7 protein-coding genes are annotated in these 17,086 nt (G+C 77.1%); 1 reads left to right on the top strand and 6 read right to left on the bottom strand.

Annotation, left to right across the window (positions count from 1 at the left end; genetic code table 11):
• Window positions 1–54: 54 nt before the first annotated feature.
• Window positions 55–1,152 carry a hypothetical protein gene (locus tag ABZW14_RS14120; RefSeq protein ID WP_355345080.1) on the top strand — a complete coding sequence of 366 codons (1,098 nt, stop codon included), beginning with the start codon at window positions 55–57 and terminating at the stop codon, window positions 1,150–1,152.
• A 15-nt stretch (window positions 1,153–1,167) separates the two neighbouring features.
• On the opposite strand, the gene ABZW14_RS14115 is transcribed toward ABZW14_RS14120, so the two are convergent.
• The 6 genes from ABZW14_RS14115 to ABZW14_RS14090 form a co-directional block, all read right to left on the bottom strand.
• Window positions 1,168–2,031 carry a peptidoglycan-binding protein gene (locus ABZW14_RS14115; RefSeq protein WP_355345077.1) on the bottom strand — a complete coding sequence of 288 codons (864 nt, stop codon included), beginning with the start codon at window positions 2,029–2,031 and terminating at the stop codon, window positions 1,168–1,170.
• A 413-nt stretch (window positions 2,032–2,444) separates the two neighbouring features.
• Window positions 2,445–4,100, bottom strand: coding sequence for a hypothetical protein (locus ABZW14_RS14110; RefSeq protein WP_355345074.1), 1,656 nt, complete (start codon window positions 4,098–4,100; stop codon window positions 2,445–2,447).
• Window positions 4,097–5,896 (bottom strand): hypothetical protein, encoded by a 1,800-nt coding sequence (locus ABZW14_RS14105; RefSeq protein ID WP_355345071.1) that lies wholly within the window; start codon window positions 5,894–5,896, stop codon window positions 4,097–4,099. The genes ABZW14_RS14110 and ABZW14_RS14105 overlap by 4 nt, the downstream gene beginning before the upstream one ends.
• 41 nt (window positions 5,897–5,937) lie before the next feature.
• Window positions 5,938–7,779: a hypothetical protein gene (locus tag ABZW14_RS14100; protein ID WP_355345068.1), complete on the bottom strand. Its 1,842-nt coding sequence runs from the start codon at window positions 7,777–7,779 to the stop codon at window positions 5,938–5,940.
• The gene (locus tag ABZW14_RS14095) at window positions 7,776–12,290 is read right to left on the bottom strand and encodes a hypothetical protein (RefSeq protein WP_355345065.1); all 4,515 of its coding nucleotides are present in this window, start codon (window positions 12,288–12,290) and stop codon (window positions 7,776–7,778) included. Before ABZW14_RS14095 ends, ABZW14_RS14100 begins: the two co-directional genes overlap by 4 nt.
• Window positions 12,287–17,086 (bottom strand): hypothetical protein, encoded by a 4,800-nt coding sequence (locus tag ABZW14_RS14090; RefSeq protein WP_355345062.1) that lies wholly within the window; start codon window positions 17,084–17,086, stop codon window positions 12,287–12,289. The genes ABZW14_RS14095 and ABZW14_RS14090 overlap by 4 nt, the downstream gene beginning before the upstream one ends.

Here is a 17,086-nt window from a genome sequence, read left to right as displayed (position 1 = left end):
GCAGGTCGTCGCTTTACTGTAAACAAGGCGTACTGAACAGTCGGGGAGGTCCCCATGCGACGCTCGGTACTCCTTGCCGCTCTGCTGCTCGTCCTCGCCACCACCGGTCCGGCCGTCGCCGCGCCGAAGCCCGCGCCCGCGCCCTTGGCGGCCACCCCGATCCAGGTCTACGGCGCCTGGCACTGCGGCGACGACTTCTGCACCTGGGGAACGGCCCGCACGGTCGCCCAGTTCGACAGCCAGAACCACTGGCTGGTCGACCGGGGTGACGGCCGGCCCTCGGTCAACCTCGTGGTGCTGAGCTTCGTCAACCCGCTCGACCTGCTGCGCCAGACCACCGACGCCACCACCCTCGACGGGGTGCCGCGCGGCATGACCAGCGAGATCGTGCAGTACTTCACCAGCCGCGGCGTCCGGGTGATGCTCTCCGTCGGCGGCATCACCTACACCGACGACTGGGACGCGGCGCTCGCGGAGAACCCCACCCTGCTCGGGCAGCGGGCCGCCGCGGTGGCCACCCGGCTCGGCGTCGGCTTCGAGATCGACTACGAGCAGAACACCGCCCCGAACCTGGCCGGCCTCCAGTCCTTCATCGACGCCTACCGGGCCGTCCACCCCTACGACGCCACCGGCGCCCGCGCGCCGGCCCGGCTCACCATCGACGTGGCCGCCGGCGACCGCTGGCTGATCGACCTCAACCGCAAGGCCACCGCCGACTGGCTGCGTACCGGCGCCCCGGTGCTCGACTACGCCAACGCCATGGTCACCGCTCGGCCCGTGGCGGCCGGCACGGCCCAGGCGAACTGGCAGGAGCACGTCGACGGCAAGCCGCAGTACAGCCCGGCGGTGCCTCCGCTCGCCCCGGCCAAGTTCACCGGCGCGGTCTACCTGGCCTACGGCGGCAAGCCGCTGCCCGAGTGCGTCGACTACGCCACCTCGGTGCAGAAGGCCGCCGCCCCGTACGTGCAGAGCGTCGCGCCGAACGGCGCGGGCAGCACGGCCGGGATGCTGGGCTTCATGTTCTGGGCGGCGGAACGCCCCGCCACCCGGGGCATCGGCACCGTGCCGCCGAACACCTGCGAGAAGGGCGCGGGCGCCGGCGCCACGGCGCTCGCCGTGCCGGTGCCGATGCCGGCGCTGCGGCAGGGCTGACCGGGTCCGGCCCGGTCAGTAGGTGATCCGCACGCCCATCTGCCCCCAGGTGAGCCGGCCGACCACGCCGTCGTCGTCTAGCCCGCGCATCCGCTGGTACCAGCGGACTCCGGCCTCGGTGGCCGCGTCGAAGTCGACGCCGGCCGGGCCGCACCGGCGGGTGCCGATGAACCGCTTGACGAACGCCACGTCCTCGCCGGTGCTGCCCTGCTTCAGGGTGCGGCACCCCGGCGCCCGCCCCGCCTGCGGCTGCGGCTGCGGCCGGGCGGTGGCCTGCCGCAGGGCGGCCAGGGTGGCCGGGCCGACGATCCCGTCCACGGTCAGCTTCCGGGCCTGCTGGAACGCGCGGACCCAGGCGGCGGTGCGCGGGCCGAACGCGCCGTCGACGGTGAGCCGGGCGTTCAGGCGGTTGGCCAGGGTCTGCATCTCGCGGACGTCGCTGCCCCGGCACCCGTTCTTCAGCACCCGGTCGCCCAGCCGGGTCGCCGCCGCGGTGGCGATGCCCCACGCCCGCAGGCTGTCCTCCAGCGACCGCTGGTGGCTGACGCTGACGTGCAGGTGCTTCTGGTGCGGGTTGCTGCCGGTGTAGCGCGCGGCGGTGAACCCGCGGGTCCGGCTCCAGATCGTCCGGTTCCAGATCACGTACTGGCAGGACGGGTGGGTGATGGCGTGCCGCACCACCAGCAGCGGGTCGATGCCGTCGACGTCCACGTCGAGGGCGTTGACCGAGGCGTCGTCGCCGTCCGGGTTGTGGTCCGAGCGGCGCGCCTGGTGGGCGGCGTCGCCGATCCAGCCGTCCGAGCTGTGGTCCCGGTGCGGCCAGCGGCTGTTGATCTCGTCGCGCAGCACCCGCAGTGCGGGTGCCAGGTGAGCGCTCACGTCACTGCTCCTCGTCCGCGGCGAGGTCGTACTCGATCTCGTCGCCGATCAGGGTCTCCGGGTCGTCGTCCTCCTCGAAGACGGTCACCTGGTAGTCCGTGTCGATGCTCGCGGTGTCCATCGGGGTGCCTCCGCTTCCTGCTCGGGCCGGCGTCGCGCGGCGGCGCGACACGCCGGCGGATGACCGCCGCGGCGTGCGCGGCGAAGCTTGCGTCCACTCTCGAAACCGCAGGTCACCGGGGCAATACCTGAGTCGGCTATCAGCGCCACGCCGACCCGGGCGGCTCCCGGGTCCCGCCGATCGTGCGGGCCGCCCGCCGACCGGCGGGCCGAACCCGGGGATCGGCGGATCCCGCCGCTCCGCCGCCCGGGCCGCCCGCTCACCCGATCGGACGACCCGGCGGGCGGGCGGCTCAGCCCGCCAGCTCGGCCAGCGCGGTCCGGAACGCGGCGGTCAGGTCCCCGCCGGACACCCCGGAGGCGTCCGCCGGCAGCGCGGCGAGGACCCGCGCGGCCACCGCCTCGGCGAGCGCGTCGACCTCGGCCGGGGTCCGGGGCAGACCGGCGGGCCCAGGCGGCGTGCCGTCCGCCCGGCCGGACGGTTCCGGCGGGCCGGCGGCCGGGCGCGGCTCGGGCAGCCGGGCCAGCGCCGCCCGGACCGGGGCCGGGTCGGCGGCCTGCCGGGCCACGGTCTCGCCGATGACCCGGACCGTCTGCACGATCTCGTTGAGCACGCCGAGCGTGGACATGCCCTTCGGGATGCCGCCGCCGACGTACTGCCAGGGCAGCGCGCGCAGCTGGAGCGCCACCGCCGGGTCCTTCAGCAGCGCCAGGAACCGCGTGGCGTCGGACCCGGCCTCCTCGGCCAGGCCCCACGGGCGCTGATCCCGCTCGGCCGCCTCGGTGCACCGGATGCCCAGGTGCAGGCGGTCCTTTCCGGGGTCGGCCCCGGCATACGGCCGCCGGGTCCAGCCGTCGTCGGCGTCCGCCGTGGCGCCCGCGTGGATCCAGTACGCCGCCGACGGGTGGCGCTGGAACGCGGCCAGCAGCGCCGCGGTGTCCACGCCGGTGACGTCCACGTCGAGCGCGTCGATCGCGCCCCGGGCGTTGGGCCGGTGGTCGGCGTGGTGGGCCGAGTCGGCAACGGTCCGGCCGGCGCCCGGCCAGCGCCGGGTCAGTTCGGCGCGCAGCGTCTCCAGGGCCGGGGCGAGCCGGCGGGGCGCGGCCGCCTCGGCGGCGATCAGCTCGCGCAGCGCCTGCTGCTCGGTCTTCCGCTCGGTGAGGTCGCCCTCGTCGCGGTGGTAGTGCGACCAGACCTGGCAGCCGTTCGCCTTCGCCCAGGCGTGCATCCGCCGGTACCAGGCGGCGCAGCGGCTGCCGTCGGAGTCCAGGTCGGCCGGGTAGCCACCCGCCGTGGTGATCCGCGGATGGTTGATCTCGGCGATGCCCCACGGCTTCCCGGTGGCCCGCGACAGCTCCACCATGATCGCGAGGGCGGAGGCGGGCTCCTCGTAGCCGGCCGGGCGGAACGGGTTGCGGGCCGTCGGGTCGTACGGGTACCAGTCGGCGAGGACCAGGTCCACGGCGTCGGCCTCGTGCTCGGGCCACCAGGTGCGCCAGTCGTTGACCCGGCGTCCGGCGGCGTCGACCCGGCGTACCCATTGCAGGGTCCAGCAGACCGCGAGCCGCAACCGGCCGTCGAGCCGGGCGGGATGGTCGCCCACCTGCTTACGGGTCCGGGTCCACGAGGTGCGGAACGCGGCCGGGGCCGGGTCGCCGCCGGTCTGCTGCTCCGGCTCGTGGTGCGGCACGAGGATCAGCCGGCCGGTGCGGCCGGTGGCCTGCCAGGCCGCGACGAACGCGGCGGCGTCCACCTCCGGGTCCTTGTGCGACACGATCACGTCGGCGTCGGCGGGCGCCTGGGCCAGCCGCTGCCGCGGGTCGGTCCAGGCGCCCGCGGGCAGCCCGTCGCCCGGCCCGAAAAAGATCCGCACGCAGCTCGTCCCCGGGTAGGTGCCCATCATGGCGGTCACGGTGCGGGTGCCCGGGCACCAGCCGGTCGGCATCATGCGGGCACCTCCACGGCGAGCGGCTCCAGGTCGGCGCGGATCGCGGTGACCTGCCAGCAGAAGGCGTGCGAGGCGGGGGAGCCGTCGACCGTGCGAACCCGGAACGCCCCGTCCCGGACCCGGCCGGCGGCCAGCGCCGAGACCGGCTCGTCGTCCTCGAAGACCGGGGTGAGCTGCACGGTCCGCCCCTCCGCCCGGGTCAGCGCCTCGAAGTACGCGGGCAGCTCCACGGTGGCCCTCCCGTTCTCCAGCCGGCCCTCGCCCCGGTAGTAGACGCCGTTCTCCGGCCCCTCCAGCGCGGCGTGGATGAGCTGCCGGCGCTGCGCGGCGTCCGGCCCGTCAAGCGGGTGGTCGATGGCGAACTGCTTCGACTTGCCCTTGATGACGCCGGTGCCGGCGTTGAGGCTGATCGTGTAGCCGCTGGCCTCGCTGTTGCCGAGGTAGATGGCGCCGGAGGCGAACAGGTCGAAGGTGCTGATGCCACCGCCGCTCCACGAGGCCAGCGGCGGCGTGGCCGGGCCGACCACCATCTTGCCGGTGACCCGCATGTCGCCGCCGAAGGAGCTGCGGTTCTCGACGAACAGGCAGCCGCTGTCGGCGCCGGCGACACCGCCGAAGCCGACGTAGACGCCGGCGGCGTTGAGCAGGTGCAGGCGTTCCGGGCCGCCGATGTGCAGCCGGGTGCCGCCGTTGATCCAGCTCCAGTTCGGCAGGTTGAGGTGGCCGTTGACCCACGCGCTGCCCTGGACGGTCAGGTCACCGTTGCCGCTGCCGTCCTTGACCACGCTGACCCCGCCGGTGGCCCGCAGGCCGAGGGCGCCCTCGGCGACCACGGACAGCCCACCGCGCCCGCGTACGGTCGCGGCGCGCAGTTCCTTGACCGCCAGGTCGGCGTACGGCTTGCTGTTCTCGGTGTAGGCCACGTTCGGGCCGTCGGCGCTGCGGTCGACCAGCTCGAAGCCCCGGCCCGCGCGGAACGAGAACTGGGCGTGCTGCACGCCCGGCCCCCAGAAGCCGAGGGAGCCGACCACCTGCCCGGCGCTGACGTTGACGCCCTCCATGCTGCCCAGGTGCAGCATGCCGCCGCCGATGCGCAGCCGGTCCGCGCCGTACTGGGTGAACGCGATCAGGTCGTCGGGATCGTTGTTGTTGGCGATCCGCAGGATCGTGTTCTCCCCGCTGTACGGCCAGTAGCGGACGTACGCCTCGTCGCCGGTGCCGCCGCCCGGGTCGGTGGGGAACGTGATGCCGGCCTGCGGTCCGGCGCCCACGGCCGGCACGATCGCGCCGACCGGCACCCGTAGCCCGGCGACCTGCCGGCCGGTGCCCTGCACGGTGACCGTGCCGCCGGTGCGGGCCACCTTGCCGAGCAGCACCGCGTGCGCCGTGTCGGTGGGTGCGGTGGCGCTGACCTTGACCAGCCCCTCCTCGGTCCACCGGGTCTCCGCGGCCACGCCGCCCTCGTCCCGCCGGTCGGTCAGGAACTCGTGGTACTCGATCCAGACGAAGAAGGTGCCGTCGCCGGGGAGCGTGGTGCGGCGGTTGTCCGGCAGCACGATCACGTTGCCGTCGCCGTCGATCGCCACGCCCTGGCCGACCGTCACGTCGCCGCCGGTGGCGGTGAGGTCGAGGCCGCTGACCACGCCCACCGGGCGCAGCAGCCGGGCGGCCAGGTTCTGCCGGGCCAGCAGGTAGTCCAGCGCCTGGGTGAGGTCGTCGGCGCGCAGGTATTCGTAGTCGTAGTACCGGGGCCGCGCCATCGGCAGCGGCAGGTCCTTCTTCCAGATGATCGTCATGAGCAGTTCTCCGCTGTCTGTGTCGGTCGCGGGCGGGATGGTCAGCGCGGTTGGACGGTGTCGTAGCGCAGGCCGCTGGAGACCTCGCCCGCGCCGCCGTGCCGGGTACGGCCGAGCCAGAGGTGCACCGACCCGTCGGCCCACCGGGCCAGCTGCCACCGGCGCAGCAGCCGGCTGCCGGCGCGGGGCACCTCCTCCTCGGGGAAGGCCAGCTCGACGAGCCGCCCGTCCCGTTCGCGCCAGTCGAGCAGCCGGCTGTAGCCGGTCACCGCGACCGGCGCGCCGTCCCGGTTCGGCTGTTGCAGCGGCACCCGGCGCAGCCGGACCACGTCGGGGCGGTCCTGCGTGGGGCCGGGCAGCAGCGGCACCCAGTTCTCCGGCACGGTGGTGGCGAAGGCGTACGACAGCGCGGGCACGTCCGCGTCGGGGTCGGCCGGCGGGCGCGGCGGCACGGCGGCCCGGCCCACCTGGGCGGCCCGGTCGATCGGCCGGCCGGTGGCGCCGGTGACCGTCCGCTCGATCGCCCAGGCCAGGTTGGCCGTCTCGTCCCGGCCGAGCCGCACCTCCTCCACGGGCGCCGAGTCCAGCGTGGCGGCCGCGGTCGCGGGCAGGACCAGCACGTCGGCCGCCCCGCCGCCGGTGGCACCGGCCGGGCGGAACAGGGCGACGCCCTCGGGGGCGGCCGGCACCAGCGTCTGGGTGCCGAAGGTGTCGGTGACCAGCAGCGAGCGGACCCGGGTGGCCGAACCGACCGGCAGTTCCAGCGGAAGCAGGAAGTGGTCGTTGGCGTAGACCAGGCCGTACTCCAGCACGAACATCCGGGCCAGGTCGCCCGCGCCGGCGCCGATGCCGGCCAGGTTGACCCGGGCGTCCTCCAGCTCCCAGAACCGGGTGGACGGCATGCCGGCGTACGCGACGGAGGTGGGCAGCAGCACCTTCACCACATCCTGGACGGCCGGCCGGGCCTCCAGCGTGGTGCCCGGCTCGTGGTCGAAGTGGTACCAGTCCAGCCGGTTCCCGTCGTACTCGTGGGCGGTGAGGACCAGTTCGGCCCGGCCGTCGTGCGCGGCGACGGCCGCCTCGTGCTCCAGCCGCTCCCGCAGCCAGGCCGACCCCTCCAGGCCGGGGGTGCTGTACAGCGGCGTGAAGTCGGCCGGCGGCCACGGCGGCGCGGCCGGCCGGGTGCCGCCCGGTGCCAGCACGGCGGGCAGTTGCAGCAGGTAGCCGGGGCGGGGGCCGGCGGGCCGCACGGGGACGCCCAGCCAGGCGTACCAGTCGGCGACGGCCCGGTCCACGGCGGCGGTGAGCGTCGCGGGCACCGTGACCTCCCGGGCGAACCGCCCCTCGGCGCAGGCCCGCAGCGCCAGGTCGCCGTGCGGCACCCGGCCGGCGGCGATGCGCAGGTAGCCGACGGTCTCCGGGTCGGCGGCCGAGGCGCCGTCGGGCGGGGTCGCCGGCACCGGGTACGCGGCACACACCCGGCCGGCCAGCTCGCCCGCCCCGGCGTCGGCCAGCAGCCGCAGCAGTTGCTGGCCGCTCTCCACGGCGTGCCGCAGGTCCCCGGCGGTCGCCGCCGCCTCCCGCTCCACCAGCGCCTCCCACGGCACCCCGGCGGGCAGCCCCACTGCACCGGCGTACGGGCCGGGCCGGTAGCGGGTGAACGGGGCGACCTCGGCGTGCACCCGGGCGGTGACCGGGGAGCCGGCGTCCTCCCCGGTGAACTCGCCGAGCTGCCACTGCCGGGCGAGCAGCCAGAGCGGGTCGGCGATCCGGGCGTCCACCGCCGGTGCCAGGTCGGCCCGGCGGGTCCGCGGCTCCAACCGGGTCCAGGTGGTGACCGAGGGCCCCTCGTTGGTCGTGCGCGGCTCCTCGACGGTGGTCATCGGTTGGCCTCCTGTCCGCCCTGCGGGGTGAGCGTCGCGTCCGGCACGAAGTCGGTGGTGGTCGTGGCCTCGGCCACGTTGGTGGGGAAGTAGAGGGCGGGCAGGAACTGCCCGGCCGCGCCGAGGGAGTCGAGGTCGACGGCCCGGGCCAGGGCCAGGTCCAGCGCCTCGTCCAGCACCTGGACCAGGCCCGCCGGCTGCCAGTTCGTGGCGCCCTGCGGCGCCAGGCCGAGCAGCACCGCCTGCGGGGCGGCCGCGCCGGGCGCGTCGTACTCGAACGTGAGCCCGGTCTGCACCTTCTCGGCCGGCACCACCTCGGTCCACTCGTCGACCACGATGCCCTGCAAGGGGCGGGCCGGGTCGATCCCGCCGGGTGCGACCACCACGAGCGACAGCGGCTCGGTGCCGGCCCTCGGCGGGGCCTCGCCGACCCAGCGGTCGCCCGGCGCGTACGGCAGCTGCGCCACCGTGACCGTGGCGGGCACCGTCACGACGCCCCCGGCATCGAGGGCGTCCGCGCTGGTCAGCACCTCCTGCAGGCGGCCGACGGCGGGGCGGACCCGGCCGTAGCGCGACAGCCAGCGGCGTACCGGATGGGCCGACCCGCCCTGGAGGGCGTCGCTGGCGGCCAGGGCGGTGGCGAGCTCGGCCGGCTGCGGCGCGAGCGCCTTGGGCAGCACCGGCATGTCGGGGCCGAGCAGGGCGCGCAGCCGCGCGATCTGGGCCTCCCGGCGGCGGGCCGGCGGGGCGTCGGGCCGGTCGAAGTCGGTGGCCGGCTGGCAGGTGCAGCCGCCCGGCGGGCAGGGGGTGCGGTCGTGCAGCTCGGCGACGACCCGGCAGTGTGCGGCGAGCCGGCGGTCCAGCTCGAACCGGGCGGTGGCCGCCGTGTCCGCGACCGCGCCCGCCGCCCCCGGTTTCGCCGGAGGGGGCACCGCGCCGATGACGCCGAGGCCCGCGGCGACGGTGAGCAGGGTACGGGCGGCCGGCTCGTCCCAGCCGGCCGCGTCCGGGGCCGGCAGCGCGGCCAGCCCGGCGGCGGCCTGCCGGGCCGCCTGCCACGTCTCGTCGGCCTGTGCCTTGGTGGTGGCGTCCATCTGGGGCGGGACCGACGGGTCGACGCCCAGGTCGGCGGCGGCCGCCGGGCGGGACCGCCCGAACAGGTCGCGCAGCACCGCGACCGCGTGCAGGAACTCGGCGAGGCTGACCCGGTCCAGCGGCCAGGCGGGATCCCGGTCGTAGTCCAGTTCGAGGGTCCAGTCGTCGCCGACGTCGGCGGGGCGCAGCGGGCCCCAGGCGTCCAGCGCGATCCGCCGGTCCAGCTCGGCGTCGTCGGGCCGGCCCGGGGGCGGCGGCGCGGCCAGCAGGTCCACCGCCGGAACCTGCATCCGGTCCAGGCTGGCCGGCCGCCAGACGGTCGCGGTGACCCCGTCCGGTGCGTGCCACCGGTAGCGCCAGAACACCCGGAACGACGGCGGCAGCAGCACGCTGGCGAGGGCGTCCACGGCGGCCCCGGCGAGCCGGGGGTGGTGGCCGCGGGCGGCCGGCCAGTCCTGGCGGAGCCGGTCGAACCGGGTGTCCACGTTGACCAGCAGCAGCACCCGGTGGGTCAGGGCCGCCCCGGTCGCCGGCGTCCGGGTCACGTGCAGCTCGGGCGGGTTGGTGGCCGCGCCGGAGGCGGCGTCCACGGCCGCGGCGGCCCGGTTCGTGTCGCCCAGGGCGAGCTGGTGCACGCTCTCGGCGAGCAGCGTGTCGGAGACCGCGTCGACCGCGTCGGCCAGGTCGGCCAGCACGTCCCGGACGGCGGCGCGCTCGCCGGCCGGGCGGGCCGCCAGCCAGGCGTCGAGGCCGCCGGCGGTGTGCAGCCGGTGCAGCTCCAGGCCGTCCACGGTGGCCGTCGACTCGACGGTGATCGCGACCCGGGTACGGCCGTCGTCGGCGGGGTCCACCCGGTGCGCGCGCACCGGGGCGAGCCCGCGCAGCGCCGGCAGCAACTGGTCCCACGGGCCGGCGGGGTGGTCGTGCAGGCCGCGCTCGAAGCGGTAGCCGAGCAGCGCGCCGAGGCTCTGCCCGGAACGGACACCGTCCAGGAGCTGCTCGGCGAGGCGGACCCGGCGGGAGGACAGCTCCACCGCGAGCGCCCGGTCGCCGCCGTGGCTGCGCGACGCGCTGCGCAGCACCGCGGCGGTCACCGCCTGCGCGGGGGAGGGCGCGTGCACGTGGCCGGCGCCGGCGGGGGCCAGCGGCAGGGTCGGCGGGGCCACCGACTCCGGAATGTCGGCCGGCCGGGCCACCATGGTCGGCTTGCCGGCCGGCGCCAGGTCGACCACCCAGCCGTAGCCGCCGACGTGCACACCGGGCGCCGGGCCGGCGGTCACCTGGGCGAGCCGGCGCGTGGCCAGCGAGGTGATCCAGGCGTCCAGGCGGTGGCTGGCCAGCCCGAGCGTGCCGGCCACGTGCCGGTGCAGGTCGGCGGCGGGCAGGCCCGCGTCGAGGGCGTCGCGCAGCCCGGCCAGCGCGGTGCGGAAGTCCCGCAGGTCGGCGGTCGCCCGCACCTGCCGCGGGTCCGCGGAGGTGCCGGCCAGGTAGCCGCCGACGTTCTGGTCGGTGCCGGGCACCGACAGGGCGAGCCGCCGGCGCAGCACCGGGGTGCGCTCGCGCGGGCGGATGTCGACCAGCTCCGGCTCCGGCAGCTCCGCCGCGCCGGGCAGGTTCGCCTCGGCGGCGAACGCGTCCGCGGCGGCCGAGTGCTCGGCGATCAGGGCCGCCCGCAGCAGCCGGTGGAACAGCGGCACCGGCCCGTCGCCCGGGGCCACCGGCACCTGGTCGCCGCGCAGCCCGACCGTGGCCAGCGCGTCCACGTACGCCCGCACCCGCCCGGCCCGGGGCGCGCCGGGCCCGTCCAGCAGCGGGGTGCCCAGCGCGTACGCCTGCTTCGCGAAGACCGCCAGGGACAGCCGCGGGTCGGTGGGACCGCCCAGCCCGAGCGCCGCGAGCAGGTCCCGGGCCGGCTCGACCACCTGCTCCCGCCAGTCCGGGCCGAGGCCCAGCCGGGCGAAGCGCCACAGCCAGCTCACGTACTCGTTGCCGAGCATGCTGCGGGCCCGCACCTCCAGCACCCGGGCGTCGGTGCCGAGGATCTCCAGCAGGGTGGCCTCCGGGTCGGCCAGGCCCGGCACGATCCGTGGCACCGGGGAGGTCAGCCAGACCTTGCGCCACAGGTTGGTGAGCAGCGCCACCGCCTTCGCCTCGCCCGGCCCGGCGGCCTGCCAGTCCCGCAGGCTGGCCACCGGCAGCAGCCCGTACGGCTGCCGGCCGATCCGCAGCGTGGGCAGGGGACCCTCGGCGTGCACGTGCGCCACGAAGTGCGCGCGGACCGCGGCCCGCTCGGCCGGGGTGGCGACCGGCAGCAGGTGGTGCAGCAGCCCCCCGAAGCTGGCCGGCCAGAGCAGCCGGCGGACCAGCCCCCCGGCGGGCCGGTCGACGGCGGTCGCGCCGCTGCCCCGGGCCAGCCCGGTGGGCGCGCCGGCGCGGGCCGGCGCCCGGCGGGCGGCCGTGAGGGCGTCGTCCGGCGCGGCGGTCAGCGGCACGCCCAGCGCGGCGGCGGCCAGCGCGGCGGCCGCCTCGGGCGCGGCGGCACCGGCGGCGCTGTCCGACATGGACACGGCCCCGGCGGTCGGCGCGGCGGCCGGCGCATCCGAGCCGGTGTTGTTGGTGGGTGTGTCGGGCGCGAGGAAGGCCAGCCCGTCGGTGGCGGCGTGTGCCTCCAGCAGCCGGGCCAGCGCGCGGGCCGACCCGGCCGGGCCGGTGGCGGCGTCGAGGCCGAACACCACCAGCCGCTCGATCCGCTCCGGCTCGCCCTTGGCGTCGAGGGGCACGGTCACGGTGAACGCCATCCCGGCGGCCTTGGCGGCGGCGAAGTCGACCGTCCAGCGCATGCCGGCGTCGATCGGCAGCGCCTCGTCCGAGGGATCGATGGTGCCGGCCGCGGTGTCGGGCACCGGGCTGGGGCCGACCGCCAGGTCCCGGGTGACCGGGTCGGAGGCGCCGCTGAACAGCTTGCCGCCGGCGGTGCGGCCGACCGCGTACCACTGGGTGGGCAGCAGCCGGGCCCGGGCCGGCTCGCACCAGGGGCCGGTGCGGGTCAGCGGGTCGGGGAAGACACCGCCGACCGGTTCGAGGACCCGGGCGATCCAGCCGGCCCGCGGCGCGCCGAAGCGGCGGACCAGGTCGGTCCAGGCCGCCTCGTCCGGGGTACCGGTCGGCCCGTCCGGCAGCCCGTCCCCCCAGTACGCCCGGCCGGCCGCGATCTCCTCGGCGGTCAGCCCGGGCTCGTGGTCGTCCACGTGGATCTGATCGGGGTAGACGCGGATCTTCAGGGTGGCCCCGGCGAACCGGGTCTCCAGGCGGACCGGCAGCAGGACGGCCGGGGCGGCGGCCGTCAGCGTCCACGGGGTTCCGGTCAGCGCGCCGGACAGCGGCGGCCGGTCGGCGGCGTACGTCGAGGTGCTCATGACTGGCTCTCCGGCGTCGGTAGCAGGTCGCTGGCGTGGCGGGCCAGGAGGACGGGGCGTTGCAGCACCGCGCGGGCGGTGTCGGCGGCGTTGCGGCCCTGCCGGGCGGCGAACACCACCGCGTCCGGCGGCGGCGGGTCGCCGGTGAGGTCCACTCCGAAGCGGGGTGCGGCGGGCTGCTCGCGGAGGACGAAGAAGTGCCCGGCCGACCCGTCGGCCTGGCGGCTCGCCCCACAGGCCACCTCGGCGGTGTACGGGAAGCCGAACAGCAGCAGGTCGGGGGAGAGCCAGGCGTTGAAGATGGGCAGCACGTCCGGCCCGGTCGGGGTGCGCTCCTCCGGCCCGGTCCACGTGGCCGCCCGCATGGTGACCACGGTGGAGGGGTATCGGCGCAGCAGCTCGCCGCGGATGACCAGCACGAGCGACTGCTCGCCGGGCGCGCCCACCGCGGTGAGGTGGCTGCCCAGCGGGCCGTTTCGCCAGGCCGGGTCGGTCAGCGGCGGGATGTCGGTCAGCGGCGCGCCCGCCGACACCGCGCCCCGGACGTCCCAGAACTGCCGGAACCAGGTCTGCCTCGGGTCGGCGGGGAACTCCCGCCACAGCATCTCCCGGCTCATCTCGTGGTTGAGCCCGACCAGGAACGCCTCGATGAAGCGCGGGTTGGCGGCCAGCGCCGTCATGGTCTCCGGCGCGACGGCCGGCAGGTTCGGCACCACGTGCTCCTGGGACAGCCCGCGCAGCAGCTCGTAGGCGGGCACGTCGAAGGTGACCCCGGCGAGCAGCCGGCGCAGGGGGTCGCCGCTGTCCGGCAGGGCGTCGACGAGGTCGCCGTCGCCGAGGGTGAGCCCGGCCAGCACCTCGCCGGCCACGGCGGTCTCCGGGCGGACCGTCTCGCGGACCGCCGCGGCGGCGTCGTCCAGCGCCACCGGGGCCGGGCTGTGGTCGCGGGCCAACGCCTGGGCCGGGGCGAGCCGGCCCTGGTGGGCGGCCGCCGCGGACATGAAGTCGTCGCCCATCTTCGCCCGGTCGGCGACCAGGTCGGCGCGCAGGTCGGCGATCGTGACCGTGCAGCCGCGGGCGCCCGCGTCGGCGGCGCCGGTCGCCGTGACAGCGGCGGTCCAGCTCACCGGGACGCCGCCGGGGTCGAGGTCGAAGGCGGCCCGCCAGGTGACGGTGCCGCCGTTGCGCCGGGCCACCACCAGGTCGGGGCGGCGGGTGCCGGTGATGTCGGCGACCGCCACGCCGGCCCCGTCCGCGGTCGCGAAGGCCGCCTCGTCCGGCACCGGACGCGCCACGGTCCACCCGCCGACGACCCGGCCGCGCCGGTTGACGCCCTTCCCGGTGAGGTAGCGGGCCACCGGCCCGCCGCCCACCGTGCCGGTGGCGAAGACCAGCAGGTCCGGCGTCTGGTCACCGGTCAGGTCGACCACGTCGACGCCGACCGCGGTGACCGAGCCGAGCTGCATCGGGGTGGGCAGCGAGTCGGTCCAGCCGTCGGCGACCGCGCCGGTCTCGTCCAGCCGCCAGCCGATCCGGTAGAACACCGTGTTGTCGGTGCGGCCGGCGCGGTTCACCGCGTAGGCCACGATCAGCTCGGGGCGGCCGTCGCCGTCCAGGTCGGCGAGGGCCACGTCGAGCCCGGCGGCATCCGCGCTGACCGGGTCGGGCAGCTCGAACGGGCCGGTCCAGCCGCCGGCCGCCGCCCCGTTCGCGTCGGCCTCGCGGCCGATCCAGTAGGCGATCCGGGCGGTGCCGGCCGTCGTGCCGGGCAGCAGCGCGGCGGTGACCAGGGTGGGCCGGGCGGTGGGCAGCACGGCGCCCAGGGTGGTGGCGGTGGCCCGGGCGACCGCCGGGACGGCCGGGCCGTCCACCGCAGCGGTGAGCGCCGGCTCCCGTACCGCGCCGTCCTCGGCGAGGCTGTGCGCGACCTGGGTACGCGGCCGGCTGCCGGCGCCCTGGGTGACGGTGTGGGTGAAGACCAGCGAGGACAGCAGCCCCACCTTCGGGGCGAACCGCACGTGCGCCGGCGCGGGCGCGTCGGCCGGTCCGCTGCCGCGCGGGTCGGCCGGGGTGCCGTGGTCGACCCATGCGGTCGGCCGCGGGTACGCCCAGCGCCACGAGGTGAGCCGGCCGTCCGCCGTGACGGCGAAGAGCTCGCCGTCGCGCGAGTCGCCGACCAGCGGCCCGGGCCGGTGCGCGCCGAACCCGCCGGCCGGCACCTGGGTGGTCTCGGTGCGCCACGCCCAGAGGTAGCGCTCCTGGATGTCGTGGTACCAGAGGTAGCGGGTCGTGAGCCGGATGTCGGCGGGGTTGGTGGTGCTGGCGGCGAGCGTCACGATCGCCAGCTCCTCCTCGTTGCCGAACGGCGCCGCCTCCTGCGCCAGCGACACCACCCGGCGGCCCTCGGGCGCCGGGTCGTGCAGGTACGTCGACCCGTCGGAGAACAGCGACACCAGCCGGCCGTCCGGCGTGACGTACTCGATCCCGTACTGTCGGTTGGGGTAGAGGTGCTCGGCGGCCGGGGAGCCCCAGGTGGCCGGGCCGGTGAACGCCCGCCACTGCCCGTTGTGGGCGAACAGGCGGTTGTTGCTGGTGGCGACCAGTACGCCCACGAAGGACGGCCGGGGCGTGCCCCAGAGCCGCTCGTTGCCGCCGACCGGGGTGCCCAGTGAGGTCCAGGATCGGGCCGTCGGGTCGAACCGCCACAGTGCGGTGTCGCCCCCGAGGACGTAGATCAGCCCGCCGCCGGCGGCCGGGCGGCTGTGCACCCCGCCGGCCGGGGCGCCGCAGTCCGCCCACACCCACCGGTCCCCGTCCCAGCTCCGCTCGAACAGCCGGCTGTCGTGGGTCCGTACGTAGACCCGGCCGGGGGCCAGGACGGCGCCGGAGGTGGCGACGGCGGTGCCGGGCGGGGTGCCGTGGTCCCGCCACACCCAGCGGTCCGGGCCGAGCCGCCGTCGCTCGAACAGGCGGCCGTCGGCCGCGCCGACGAAGAACCGGTCGCCGGTGAGCAGGTCGCCGCCGTTGGTGACCACGCGGGTCACCGGGTCGTCGGCGGCCAGCGCCGGGGCGGCGAGGGCACGCACGGCGCCCGTGCCGGTGTGCCACCACGGGTTCGCGGCAGCCGCCTCGATCACGGCGCGGGTCAGGTCGCCCACCCCGCGCCCGTCGCTGACCAGCGTGTCCAGCACGGCGCCGCCGGCCGGCACCCGGGCGGCGGGGACCGCGCTGGCGCCCCCGGCCAGCCGGGTCAGCGCCGCCGCCCCGTCGGTGTCGACCCGCCGGGCGAGGGGGCCGCGCGGGCGCAGCAGCCGGCGTACCGACGCGGAGGTGGCCGCCGCCGCGCCGGGATTGTCGGCGAGGCGCCGGTCCAGCGGCTCGGCGGTGTCGGCCGCCAGCCCCGGGTGCGACACCTCGACGAGGTCGTGCACCGGCCGGGTGAGGGCGACCAGCCGGTCGTCGCCGACCGTGGCCCCGGGCGCGTCCGGGTCGACCCGGCGGGCGTACAGGGCCTCGGCGGTGTCGCGGGCGGCCTGGCCGCGGCGCAGTTGCTCGTTGGCCTCGCGGATCTCGGCGGCCCGCTGCCAGGCCGCCGCCGCCAGGTCCTCCTGGTGCCGCTGCACGACCTGGGTGCCGAGCGCGGCGGCGGCGCGGTGCCGCGGGTCGAGGTTCAGCCCGGACAGCCAGCGCGGTTCCGCGCCGGGCGCGGGAAGCTGCGTCTCCTGGCTGTGCAGGTCGCCGTAGAGCGGCGGGGTGAGCCGGTCGGCGGAGTGCCGCAGCAGCCCGGTCAGGGCGCCCTGCCAGGCGGCGCGGACGTCGTCGGCCCAGGCGGTCGGGGTCATCGCGGGCGAGGAGAGCGCGCCCTCGAAGCCGAGCACGGACCGGCCCTCGACGCCCTCCTGCGCCTGCGCCGGCAGGCCGCCGCCGGGCGCGGCGATGTCCACCGGCTGCCGGCCGACGTCCGCCGGCAGCGGCCGGGCCCGCAACCGCCGCGCGAGGGACTCGAAGTCGCCGTCCGGCCCGGTGCGGAAGGTCCAGTGGTGGTAGACGGGCAGCAGCACGGCGTCGTCCGGGCCGGGATACGCCGACCCCGGGCCCCAGGCCGGGGCGAGCGGACCGGTGTCCGCCACCGGCTCGCCGAGCCCGGCCCGTACGCCCGCCTCGAACGCCGGGACCACCGCGGCCAGGTACTCGGCGCCGGCGGCGAGGCGGCGGGGGCAGACCAGCCGGGACAGGGTCCGCTCCGGCGCGGTGGCGATCACCGCGGCGACGTCCTCGTCCTCGGTGGTGACCAGCACCTGGGCGTGCGCCCACGCCCACGACTCGGCCAACGCCGGCAGCTGGCGGACGGTGGTGGCCAGCCGGGGCAGCGCCTGACCGGCCTCGGTACGCACCTCGCCGCCGCCGTCCACCGGCACCACGACCAGCACCAGCCAAGGGCGCAGCCCGCCGTTGGCGTCGGGCCGGGCCGGGGTGTAGAGCCAGGGCAGGTCGGGGCGGTCGAACTCGACGGCCGCGAACATCGACACCTCGACGTTCTCCGCGCCCGGGGCCGGGAAGCTGCGGATGATCTCCTCGGCGTCGACGCCGACCACGTCGCCGGGGCCGTGCAGCAGCGCCGTCGAGGTGCCGATGATCTCCCGGGTCGTCCCGGTCGCGGTTTCGGTGCCCAGCGCGGTGACGGTCAGGTCGACCGCGGCCCGGGCCCGCGGCAGCGCCCCGGCGAGCGGGTCGGTGTCGGCGACGACGCGGGCGACGCCGTCGCGTACCCAGGGCAGGAAACGCAGGCCACCCAT

Origin of the sequence: Micromonospora sp. NPDC004551 (assembly GCF_040609975.1) — a bacterium.
Classification (GTDB): Bacteria; Actinomycetota; Actinomycetes; order Mycobacteriales; family Micromonosporaceae; genus Micromonospora.
The sequence above is the reverse complement of the archived record's forward strand: the minus strand, read 5'-3'. Positions and strand labels throughout refer to the sequence as shown.